11 protein-coding genes are annotated in these 10,963 nt (G+C 51.3%); 7 read left to right on the plus strand and 4 right to left on the minus strand.

Annotated elements, in window-relative coordinates; genetic code table 11:
• Positions 1–273 precede the first annotated feature (273 nt).
• Complete coding sequence (locus tag EYB31_RS40555) at positions 274–414, minus strand: hypothetical protein (protein WP_165452839.1); 141 nt, start codon at positions 412–414, stop codon at positions 274–276.
• 163 nt (positions 415–577) lie between these two features.
• Here EYB31_RS40555 and EYB31_RS38895 point away from each other — a divergent pair, with 163 nt between their 5' ends.
• Positions 578–1,348, plus strand: a complete 771-nt coding sequence (locus EYB31_RS38895) for a DODA-type extradiol aromatic ring-opening family dioxygenase (protein WP_131018986.1) — start codon at positions 578–580, stop codon at positions 1,346–1,348.
• A 212-nt stretch (positions 1,349–1,560) separates the two neighbouring features.
• Complete coding sequence (locus tag EYB31_RS38900; RefSeq protein WP_131018987.1) at positions 1,561–2,412, plus strand: sugar phosphate isomerase/epimerase family protein; 852 nt, start codon at positions 1,561–1,563, stop codon at positions 2,410–2,412.
• A 238-nt stretch (positions 2,413–2,650) separates the two neighbouring features.
• Here the strand turns inward: EYB31_RS38900 and EYB31_RS38905 are convergent, their stop codons facing one another.
• Positions 2,651–3,517, minus strand: a complete 867-nt coding sequence (locus EYB31_RS38905; RefSeq protein ID WP_131018988.1) for an aldose epimerase family protein — start codon at positions 3,515–3,517, stop codon at positions 2,651–2,653.
• Between the two features lie 167 nt (positions 3,518–3,684).
• On the opposite strand from EYB31_RS38905, the gene EYB31_RS38910 reads away from it, so the two are divergent.
• The 5 genes from EYB31_RS38910 to dgoD all read left to right on the plus strand — a co-directional run bounded on the left by EYB31_RS38910 (position 3,685) and on the right by dgoD (position 10,063).
• Complete coding sequence (locus EYB31_RS38910; protein ID WP_131018989.1) at positions 3,685–4,455, plus strand: hypothetical protein; 771 nt, start codon at positions 3,685–3,687, stop codon at positions 4,453–4,455.
• A gap of 128 nt (positions 4,456–4,583) precedes the next feature.
• On the plus strand, positions 4,584–5,624 hold the full coding sequence (locus EYB31_RS38915; RefSeq protein ID WP_131018990.1) for a DUF3048 domain-containing protein: 1,041 nt from the start codon (positions 4,584–4,586) through the stop codon (positions 5,622–5,624).
• Positions 5,625–5,791: 167 nt separating this feature from the next.
• Positions 5,792–7,969, plus strand: a complete 2,178-nt coding sequence (locus tag EYB31_RS38920; RefSeq protein WP_131018991.1) for an immunoglobulin-like domain-containing protein — start codon at positions 5,792–5,794, stop codon at positions 7,967–7,969.
• Between the two features lie 184 nt (positions 7,970–8,153).
• On the plus strand, positions 8,154–8,891 hold the full coding sequence (locus EYB31_RS38925; protein WP_240763221.1) for a FadR/GntR family transcriptional regulator: 738 nt from the start codon (positions 8,154–8,156) through the stop codon (positions 8,889–8,891).
• Positions 8,892–8,914: 23 nt separating this feature from the next.
• Positions 8,915–10,063, plus strand: a complete 1,149-nt coding sequence (gene dgoD / locus EYB31_RS38930) for a galactonate dehydratase (protein WP_131018993.1) — start codon at positions 8,915–8,917, stop codon at positions 10,061–10,063.
• Positions 10,064–10,273: 210 nt separating this feature from the next.
• Here the strand turns inward: dgoD and EYB31_RS38935 are convergent, their stop codons facing one another.
• Positions 10,274–10,594, minus strand: coding sequence for a helix-turn-helix domain-containing protein (locus EYB31_RS38935; protein WP_165452840.1), 321 nt, complete (start codon positions 10,592–10,594; stop codon positions 10,274–10,276).
• A gap of 73 nt (positions 10,595–10,667) precedes the next feature.
• On the minus strand, positions 10,668–10,841 hold the full coding sequence (locus tag EYB31_RS41655; RefSeq protein ID WP_420819503.1) for a type II toxin-antitoxin system RelE/ParE family toxin: 174 nt from the start codon (positions 10,839–10,841) through the stop codon (positions 10,668–10,670).
• Between the last annotated feature and the right edge of the window lie 122 nt (positions 10,842–10,963).

The following is a 10,963-nucleotide window of genomic DNA, read 5'->3' on the forward strand; positions in this document are numbered from 1 at the left end:
AAACAAGCCCCTTTTATGATAGAGGTGACGTCTAGAATTCGTATTCGCTGAGAAGAATTTTTTATTCACCGGGAATTGAAATCATGATTCGCAAGCGCTTACTCCCTGCATAAGATGTACAAAGGAGAGTGAGCGGTATGTTTTGGTTAAGCTTATTGTTCAGCAGCGCTGTGTTTGCGGTAATTGCCGGATTTTTTATCGTGCTGGGGCTGACCGATCCGAAGTATAGAAAAAACAAACATGACGTCTGAAAATGGAACAAACAGCAGGGATTTATCGTTGTTTCCGGTTGTCGTCTCCCCAGATCATTAGCTTGTCACGGTTAAAATAAACAAATGCGATCGCCCCGATTGTCCCTAGAATAAGAACGGCGGATAACCAGTAATGATGAAAGTAATAAGAAAAGGTATGCATTTCGCTGTCCTCCTCCAGTGAATTTGCAAATACCGTTTCTTTGCTGTATATGTAAGAAAAGAACGGTGTATGGAGATCGTACCCGATAGTGTATCCAATTGGCATGGGAACATGCGGGCAGCCAAATAGATCGATGGCAAGAAGATGAAGAGGAGCGGTAGGCATGCAGCCTTCGTTGTTTTTGGCGCACGGTGCGCCGACGCTTGTTACAGAGGAGCTCAAATATACAAGGCTGCTGGCGATGCTGGCGGCCAAACTGCCGCGTCCGTACGCCATCGTTTTATGGAGCGCCCATTGGGAGAGCCGGACCCAGCTGATTTCCGCGGCGCCACAATATGAAACGATCCACGATTTTTTCGGTTTTCCGGAATCGCTGTATGAGATCGAATATCCGGCCAAAGGCAATGTGGCGCTTGCCCTGCAAATACGGCAGATGCTGACGGCTGAAGGAATATCGAGCGAAATGGACGACCATCGCGGTCTGGATCATGGCGCATGGTCGCTGCTTAATCTTATGTACCCTGACGGGGACATCCCTGTCGTTGCGATGTCGGTCAATCCGCGCCTAACACCGGAAGAGCAATATCGCATAGGCAGAGCGCTGGCGACGCTGCGCCGCGAGAATGTGCTGTTGATCGGGAGCGGAGGAACGGTTCACAACCTGAGCAAGCTGAATTGGAGTTCTGCCGGTGTGGCAAGATGGGCGCTTGAGTATGACGAATGGCTGGCCGAGCAGTTGGAAACTTGGAATACTGAAGCATTGTTTGATTATGAGCTGCGGGGCCCGTATGCCCGTGAGGCGGTACCGACACCGGAGCATTTTGTGCCGCTGCTGCTGGCTATGGGGGCAGCCGATTCGGGAAAAAAAGCGCGATTGTTGCATCGGGAGTATCAGCTGGGAACCCTTAGTTTAAGCGCTTGGATGTTTGGATGAGTCCGCGGGGAAGTATCTGCGGACTTTTGTTGTAATAAAACGCCGATGGCGTTCGGATTTGAATACATACCACTGCGTTCCAGTATAAAGGAATGATTTTAAACAAAAATAATGTTAACGTGTGCATAGTAAATTTGGCGGGGGATTGGTATAATAGACAATATGCGGGGCTACTTAAGCAGCCCTATTTCTAGTTATGGGAGGACTCATCCATGAAGCTATCCGTATTTTCTGTAGTAACTCCGGATTTAACGCCGGAAGAGCTGGCCCAAGCCGCGCAAGACGCAGGTCTTGACGGTATTGAATGGCGTTTCAAAGACATTCCTGCAGATGCGCAAAACGAGCAACCTTCCTTCTGGCGCCGCAACTTGTGCTCGATCGATCCTGCTGCCAGCGATGAAGAACTGGAGCGTTTCGCCAGCATTACGAAGCAGCACGGTCTGGAAACCGTCAGCGTAGTTCCGTATTTGACGGCCGGCGATCTTGCCGCAACGGAGCGGGTGCTGGAAGTAGCGCAAAAATTGGGCGCCAAAATGATCCGTGCCGGCGTTCCCAGCTACGACCGCAGCAAAAACTACAACGAGTTGTACGAGCTGGAAGTCCGTTACCTGGAAGGCGTTCAGAAGCTTTCGCAAAAATACGGCATTAGAAGCATGATCGAAACTCATCACGTGACCATCGCGCCTAGCGCGGGACTTGCACACCGTCTCGTAAGCGGTTTGGACCCGAACCTGGTGGGCGTCTTGTTTGATCCGGGCAACATGATTCACGAAGGATACGAGAATTTCCGGATGGGTCTGGAACTGCTCGGACCTTACTTGGCGCACGTTCATATCAAAAATACAGGCTGGGTCAAAAAAGGCCAACGCGAAGACGGTTCGATCGAATGGGAATCGGTATGGGAACCGATTGACGGCGGTATCGTTTCGTGGTCGCAAGTATTTGCCGATCTGAAGTCGGTCGGCTACGACGGTTATATCGGCGTGGAAGATTTCAGCCGCAAATATGACTCGAAGGAACTGCTGAAGAAGTTCGCTGAACAGATTCGCCCTTACCTCGGCTAATGATTTTTCAGACCTTCTGACAAGGTCAAACCGGTCCGATTTATCCCGGCATTGATAAAGTAAACTGAATGAATAGTTAAGGCCGCAAACCTCTGTATGTGCAGGGTGTTGCGGCCTCTTTTTTTAGAGACAATTGGCGATCGGAAGCATGATTCGCTCATGCAGCGTTCACTTTTCAGTGGCGACTATCCGGAGTAGCATCCTTATAAAAGCTGTTCGTATCATGGAGATCTGCGTATCACTCCAGCTTTAAGGCAAGGTGCGTACGCAAAGTGCTGTGAGGCGGCACCCAGGTCAGGTCCTGCTTACGGTTCATTTCCAGCGGTCTTGCCATCCATGGCTCCACGCAGATGAACGGCTGCCCGGGTATGGACCACACAACCGTGTAGCGGAATTCGGGACCGTAACTCATGCGGATAGGGCTCCCATTCTCCGCGGCAAAGCCGATATCGTTTCTGCTTGCTCCGAGCAATTGGACGGCTTGTTTCTTGTCGGTGATATCCAATGTGCCGTCAAAAGGCCGCTCCGTCCCGTCGTTCATGTCGAACATTGTGTTTGCGTCCGAGTCGTAAACCAGATGTTTTGACTCCGCACGGAAATATGGATGGAATCCGGCATACATCGGCATGCTGTGACCGTCAAGATTGCGGTATTCCTGAAAAATGCTCAAGGTCCCTTGCCGGAGAACGTAAGTAAAGCTGAGCTCAAAGTTGAAGGGGTACGATGCCAACGTTTCCTCGTTACTGCTTAAGCGGAGAGTGATCGACGCGCTATCGTTTGTATTGACCGCAGTCACTTCCCAAGGAAGATCACGGGCAAAACCGTGGTTTTTCATCGTATAGGTGCGGCCTTCCCAGTCGTATTCTCCCTGCTGCAGCGACCCGGAAATAGGAAACAGTACAGGGATTCCGCCGCGTATATTGGCGGTTTCATCATACAAAGTGGCTTGCTCCAAATACAGCAGTTCCTTTCCATGCAGCACCAAGCTGATGACTATGCCGCCCCGCTGAGGCGCGATCGTAAATGAAGAACGTGTGGATGCCTCCGATAGCTCGTACAGCTGAAAACGGTCCTCGTACGTGCGGAACCGATAGTTGTTGGTCATGTGTCAAGCTCCTTTCGAATTCGACAAAGTTCTGGAAGAAACGTTTGTTTTTGCAGCTAATGATAGCATGAAAAATAACGATATGTGAATGATTTTGAAACAAATGCCATATTTGCCGCGTATAAGTTAGTAGATCAGCACGAGTGAGAAAGGAGCGGGAATCACTAATGAGCAATTCCGTTAACCGCACGGAAACGCCGCAAAAAATAAGAGTGATGGCGGGGTTGTTTCTGGCTGCTGCCGTTACGGCCTCCACCGGCTGTGCTCCGGCTAAGCCGCCCATGGCGAATCCCGTACAATCGGCCGCAGAGGCAATTCCACAGGCGCAAGACGGGCAGGCCGAGCAGGACGGGCAGGACGGGCAGGAAATCGCGGCCGATAACATCGGCAATTACTGCCGCGATGACGACAACGACGATGTATGCGATGACGACGGAAGCACGCTCAACCGGGCATCCAATTCTTCAGTGTACTATTATAACGGGGCACCGTATTATTTGCGTAACGGTATGGTCCACGGCACAACACCGGTGAACAACAGGTCAACCGCGATCGTTCATAATAACGCAGCTACTGGAACGGCGCCGCGATCAACGGCGAGCACTGCGCCGCCGGCCAAGCAGGCTCCTGCTACGGCGCCGGCCAAACCGGAGGCTCCTACCACCAGCGCCAGATCAGGTTCGTTTACGACGAAATCATCTGATAGCGCAGCAGCTTCTTCGGCCCAGACGACTCCCAAATCGTCGAGCGCCAGCGCGTCTGCTTCATCTTCTTCAAAGGGAAGCAGCGCAGCAGCGGCGCCGGCGTCCAAACCTGCGGCCAGCAGTTCCTCCAGCAGCGTAAAGAGTGCTGCACCTGCCAAGTCGTCCAGCGGAATCAGCAGCGGCTCCTCCGCCAAAGGCGGTATCGGAAGCTCCAGCTCAAGTTCTTCCAGCTAATTTTCCAAGACCGGTTCCTCAAACGAGGCAGCCGGTCTTTTCTCTATCAGCCGGAGGCTAGAATAAGATAACCGTATCTAGCATAAAATAATTCGATTCGAAATTGCTAGAAAGGAGATTCAGCCGAAGTGAACAAATCGATTTATTCCGCGGGAGCAGCTCTCATCGCCCTAACTGCCATGCTAGCGTCATGTGCGCCGGCAGAAAAGCAAGCCATCGAGGTAACCGCCCCGGTTCCTCCTGACAGTACGATATTGAACGTTCATCCGCCGGGGCCGGCGCAAAACGAAGCGGCGCATGCCGTCAAAGAAACGGTCCGCCCGATCATGGTGCTTATCAATAATCACCCGTCCGCCAGACCGCAATCCGGTCTCAGCTATGCCGATGTATTGTACGAATGTTTGGCGGAAGGGGAGGTGACGCGAATTGCCGCGATTTATCGTCATCCGGCTTTTGCCGAACCGGTCGGTCCTGTCCGCAGCATTCGTCCTTATTTCATAGATCTGGGCAAAATTTACGATGCGCTGCAGGTGCATGCCGGGGGCAGCCCCGACGGTTATACGAAGCTGGAAGAGGAAGGGATCGACCACTTGGACGAAATAACCAACGCCGGGCGGTTTTTCTGGAGGGAGTCATTCCGTAAAGCACCGCACAATTTGTATACGGATATATCCAAGCTGGAGCAGGGCGCGCGAAAATTGACGTTTCGCGAGCAGCCGGAAGACCGTGCCGTATTTAAGCAAGCTGAGGCCGAGCCGGTTGAAGGCACGCAGCCCGGCACACAAATCGACGTGACCTTTTTGCTGGACAGCTACAAAGTATCGTACCGGTATGACCCTGATCAACAGGTGTACAAACGCTTAATTAACGGCGCGGCGCATCTGGATTTGGACAATAACCGGCAGCTGGAAACGGAAAACGTGGTCATTCTTGGCGCCGATCATAAAGTATTGGACAATGAAGGGCGGCGTGACATCACATTAATTGGTTCCGGTCAAGGTTATTTGGTGCAGAAGGGCAAAGCGCAGGTGATTGAGTGGACTCGAAAAAGCGCTGAGGACAAGTTTCACTTGTATAAAGATAAAGTCGAGCTTGGGCTGATTCCAGGCCGTTCTCACTATTTGATCGTACCTAATCAGCGCTACGAGCAGCACATTCAAATTCGATAATATTTTTCAAATTCGGCCTGGAATAGTCAGGATTCATGTATAATAGAAGGGGTCCGACAACACGAAAAGCTACCGTTCAATGAAATGGAGACGCTTTTGGGGGCGAGTGCTTGTCCTGAGGGACGGTTCTCATCAAGGCCCTGTGATTAAGGAGAGGATCATGTTCTATGAAAGAATTCTGGCTTTTTCGGGTAAAATGCGCATCGGCGCTGCTGGGCGGGTTGCTGCTGCTGTTGTGCTTGTCATTATCGGTTTCGGCTCAATCGGCCGGAACGGAAGGCGGAGGGACCGGGAGTTGGCAAGTCTCCGGACCGGGCACAACAAACGTTACCGTGGATCAGGCAACCTACAAAACGACGCTTACTTATGCATATCAAGATACCGCCGTGTTTAACGGGATTACTTGGACGCTGCAGCGGCAAGCTGCCGAAACGGGAACGATTCACTACCGCTGGCATTATTCCGGTCTGCATGCTTGGTTTCAAGCTAAGGCGGGGCTTAGCGCATTTGTTGTTCATGCCGACAATACCGTCACAGAGACGACGCTGCTGCCGAACGGCAGTGTGGTGTCAGGCGGATTTGATGAACGGGGCGACGTTTCGTTTCAAGTAAATGCCGGAGAGTTGTACGGTTTTCATGTGTATGGCAGCAACTATGATTACAACGACTTTCTAAACGGGACGCTGGAGTTTCGGGACCCCTCGCCGCAGCTGGATGTGGATGACGCCTTATCGGTCATATCGGTTGGCACGATTCGCGGAACCAATCCCGATTTGGACAATGTCACTACCCATCTTTCGCTGCCGTCCGCCGGGATATACGATACAAGCGTAACCTGGATATCGGACAATAGCGCTGTTGTGACTAACTCGGGAGTAGTATCGAGACCGCCATACAACGGGGATGATGCGATTGTCCAGTTAACCGCAACAGTGACGAAAGACGTCTACAGCAACTCCAAAAATTTCACGGTCAAGGTGCTGAAAAATTCGGCCTCGACGGGAGAGTACATAGAGGTTCCTGCTGATGGGACGGTGCAGTTCGCGGAAGGCATGCGTCTTGTTTTCGAGCCTTCCGCTTTATCTGCCGGAGCAGCGGTTCGGCTGGACGCCAGCTCGCCGAACGTGAGCGGAACAGGGCTGCAGTCCGTTGGCAGTGCGGTGTATTTGACGGTAAACGGGATTGTTTTGAACTCTTCCCATCCTGCCATGTTAAGTTTCTCGAATACGGCCGGGGCGGATTTAAGCAAGCTGGGTATTTTTTATTGGGACTCGTCGAAGGGCTGGATCTATCTCCCAACCACAGTGCAAAATGGAGTTGCTTACGCATCAATCGACCGATCGGCGACATACGGGCTGTTTGTGGCACAGCAAGCTTCCATATCGGTAACGCCTCAGCCGGGCGCTATCGTGGCAGGTACCCCAATGACGATGATTCCGTCTGAAGAAGGGGGAGAGATCTATTACACGTTGGATGGAACGAATCCGTCGAGGACACATGGCTTCCGTTACGATGTCGCAGCAAAGCCGGTCATAGGCGCTGGAAGTAGCACGTTTAAAGTATTTGCGGCCGCACCAAACAGATTGGACAGCCCCATTGCAACATGGAATTATTACGGAACGTATCCGGCTCCGGAATTAAGCAGCTTATTTGTTAGCATGCTCGGAAATATTACGCTTGTTCCCGGTGTATACCAATATGCCGTAACGGTAGATAACAGCGTCAGCGGTGTTGTTTATTCGGCGGCAGTGACGGCTCCCGGCCTTAAACTGCAGAACGGAAGTACTTCGGTCACAGGCACAGTGTATTTGCCGGTCGGAGCAACCGTGCTTACGTTTGTAGTGAGCTCTACCGATTCCGGTCAGCAAAATAGTTACACACTTACGATTACACGGCAGAGTTCCGGCAACGCCGACATTGCCGCCGTTATGTACCAGTCGGCGCCGCTGCAGCGTACCGGTGATTCATTTGCGCTAAGCGTCCATTACGAAATCAACCGGCTTGAGCTGGCGGTCGCTTTAAGCGATTCGGGCTCGTCCATGTCGGTGACGGGTGCGGTGTATCAGGGCAATACGATCACAATCCCGCAATTGGCGTTGGGAGTAAATACGTTCCAGATTCGTGTAACGGCGCAGAACGGGGCGGATAAAACGTACAGCTTAAACGTAGTGCGTCTCGCCGATCCTTCATTGGGTTATGTCGATTTGAATCACGACGGGACCGTCACCATCAACGACGTATTGGTATGGGTGCAGACACCTGTGGACATCAATCTCGACGGGGTAACGAACCGTGACGATCTGATTTATTTGATGCGGCAAATCCAACCGTTAAGCAGCAGATGATTTTGGTTTAGTTTTAATATACACGTTGTAAAACCGGATCCTGCCTTTGGGATTCGGTTTTTTTCTATAGTACGTGGTGGTTATGGCTTGCAGTTGCCGGGTGGGTCGTTTCAAAAAAGATCATTTTTTATCTTGAAACATCAGATGAATTTTATTATTATTAAAATAGATCATATGAATTTGAGTGTTAACTCATCACCGCTTCGAGAAAGGAATGCAGCCGGAGAAGATGGGCAAAAAGCTGACTTACGAAACCGTCTATGAAGAAATCAAACGGAGAATCAAGTCCGGCGAATGGAAGCATGGAGAGAGGCTCCCCCCGCTTGAGCAATTGTCGGCGGAGCTTGGTGTCGGCATCTCGTCCGTACGCGAAGCCGTCCGTATATTGGGCAAGCAGAAGATCTTAACGATCGAGCAGGGGCGCGGCACATTCGTGCAGGACGATCTGTCGGACACGCCAAGCGACCGGCTTGATTTTTTGGAGCGCGCTTCGCTTGTGCAGCTAACGGAAGCCCGGATCATTATCGAGCCCGAACTTGCCGCGCTGGCGGCCGAGAAAGGGACGCCAGAGCAACTGGAGCAGATTATGGACGCGGCTGAGACGATGAAGAAAAAAGTGGAGCATGGGGAACCCTTTTTAAGGGAGGACATGCTGTTTCACGAGTGGATCGCAAGAGCGGCTCAGAATGACGTGATGTTCCATATGATGGACCGGATTAGCGATTTGCTTGTCGATAGCCGGCGCCGATCGATGAAGTGGAGCGGGATGGACGAGAAGGCGGCAAGTTATCATTACCTGATTGCGCGGGCGATTATACAGCGTAATCCGACGCAAGCGCGCACGCTGATGAAAAGTCATCTGGAAGACATGCTTGACGAATTAAAGAAAGAACGTCCGGCCCGTTCGGACGATCCCAAATAAACAGAGGAAAGAAGGAACCGAATATGAAAATTAGAACGATGGAGCTTTTTAAAGTGCCGCCGCGGTGGCTGTTTCTGAAAATTACGACCGATGACGGTATTGTCGGATGGGGCGAACCAATCGTAGAAGGCAAGGCGGATACGGTTCGTGCGGCCGTAGAGGAAATGAGCGAGTACTTGATCGGCAAAGAAGCCGGCAATATCGAAGATATTTGGCAAGTGTTGTACCGTGCCGGTTTTTACCGCGGCGGCCCAATTCTGACCAGCGCGATCTCCGGGATCGAGCAGGCGCTGTGGGATATCAAAGGCAAAAGACTCGGCGTGCCGGTATACGATCTGCTCGGCGGTAAAGTACGCGACAAAATGCGCGTCTATGTCTGGATCGGCGGCGATAAGCCTTCCGACGTAGCGGAAGCGGCAAAACAGAAGATCGCTGAAGGGTACACCGCGGTCAAAATGAACGGCACCGAAGAGCTCGCGTGGATCGACACTCACGAGAAGGTTGAGCAAGCGGTGGAACGGATCGCTTCGATTCGCGAAGCGGTCGGCTACAAGCTGGGCGTCGGCATCGACTTCCACGGCCGTGTTCATAAAACGATGGCCAAGGTGCTCATTAAGGAATTGGAGCCTTACAAGCCGATGTTCATCGAAGAGCCGGTGCTGCCGGAGAACAATGAAGCGCTGCTGGAAATCGCCAAAAGCGCAAGCACTCCGATCGCTACCGGCGAACGGATGTTTACGCGTTGGGATTTCAAAAATTTGCTGGCGCAAGGCGGCGTAGACATTATCCAGCCGGACCTCAGCCATGCAGGCGGCATTTGGGAAGTGCGCAAAATCGCCGCTATGGCCGAAGCATATGACGTTGCGATTGCACCGCACTGCCCGCTCGGACCAATTGCGCTGGCTGCGTCGCTGCAGCTTGATTTCTGCTCGCCAAATGCGTTTATTCAAGAGCAGAGCTTGGGGATTCACTATAACCAAGGCTCCGACTTGCTCGATTATTTGACCGACCCGGGCGTATTCGGCTACGAGAACGGTTATGTGTCACGTTTGACCGCCCCGGGCTTAGGTATTGAAGTGAACGAAGAAAAAGTTCGCGAAATGGCGAAAATCGGCCATCAATGGCGCAACCCGGTATGGCGCAACTTCGACGGCTCCGTGGCCGAGTGGTAATCAGACAAGGAAACCCTTGATTATAAAGTTGCGAATCAAGCCACGTTTACCTAGCACAAGAAAATGATGCAAATACGGAACTGGCATTTAACTAGTTAGACCAAGTGTATGACATTATGAAAAGCAAGTATCTTTTGTAAAAAAATAGGGCCTTCCCGTAAGGGTGGCCCTTTAAATATCTATGGATGTAAGTTGATATTACTGTGCTGGCTACACAGAAGCGACACTAAGGGAACTTGCAGCTGCTTCTTCAAATCCGATCTTGAGACCGAGTGCATTAGAAATCTTGATCACTGTTTCCAACGATGGGATTGTGTGTGAATTCTCCACTCTAGCGACTTGTGCTTGGGTGATGCCGGCTCGGGTGGCAACTTCACTCTGCGTTAATCCAAGTGATTTCCTGCGTTTGACTAATTCATTAACTAAATAAGCTAATTGAGAGATTTCCTCGACTTCTTCTTTAGAATGGGCCTTTAAATTTGATTTTAATTCTTTCCATGAACGGCGAGGGCGTTCATCTGGCATTGACATATGCACTTCCTTCATTTTGAGCTAGGCACTCAGGGAGCGTATTCCAACACTCCCCATATCCCGCTTACCTACCTTAAGGATTCCGTCTTTTCCAGTCCTTCATCCTTGCTACTGCTCGGTCGAATTCCGGTTTTGGTGTTTGATTCGTTGTTTTGGAAAACACCGTCAAACATACGGCTTCGCCTTTCCAGTAAAAGTAGGTGATTCTGTAGTTCCCAGGTCGGAGTTCGAAAACACCTTGTCGCAATGGTCTATATAGATTGAATTAGTGATCTTCCAGTATTAGGAAGGATTTTACTCCCTCACTGTCGAATTCAGAAAGACCTTGAAGAGGGTGGTGAACGGGATGGAAGCCAATGAAGCCCTGAC

It is taken from the genome of Paenibacillus thalictri, assembly GCF_004307995.1.
Classification (GTDB): domain Bacteria; phylum Bacillota; class Bacilli; order Paenibacillales; family NBRC-103111; genus Paenibacillus_AF; species Paenibacillus_AF thalictri.

What these genes read in the sequence shown, in the direction of transcription:
- EYB31_RS40555 (WP_165452839.1), bottom strand. Translation starts at nt 414, where the DNA reads ATGCATACCTTTTCTTATTACTTTCATCATTACTGGTTATCCGCCGTT.
- EYB31_RS38905 (WP_131018988.1), bottom strand. Translation starts at nt 3,517, where the DNA reads ATGACCAACAACTATCGGTTCCGCACGTACGAGGACCGTTTTCAGCTG.
- EYB31_RS38910 (WP_131018989.1), top strand. Translation starts at nt 3,685, where the DNA reads ATGAGCAATTCCGTTAACCGCACGGAAACGCCGCAAAAAATAAGAGTG.
- EYB31_RS38895 (WP_131018986.1), top strand. Translation starts at nt 578, where the DNA reads ATGCAGCCTTCGTTGTTTTTGGCGCACGGTGCGCCGACGCTTGTTACA.
- EYB31_RS38920 (WP_131018991.1), top strand. Translation starts at nt 5,792, where the DNA reads ATGAAAGAATTCTGGCTTTTTCGGGTAAAATGCGCATCGGCGCTGCTG.
- EYB31_RS38935 (WP_165452840.1), bottom strand. Translation starts at nt 10,594, where the DNA reads ATGTCAATGCCAGATGAACGCCCTCGCCGTTCATGGAAAGAATTAAAA.
- dgoD (WP_131018993.1), top strand. Translation starts at nt 8,915, where the DNA reads ATGAAAATTAGAACGATGGAGCTTTTTAAAGTGCCGCCGCGGTGGCTG.
- EYB31_RS38900 (WP_131018987.1), top strand. Translation starts at nt 1,561, where the DNA reads ATGAAGCTATCCGTATTTTCTGTAGTAACTCCGGATTTAACGCCGGAA.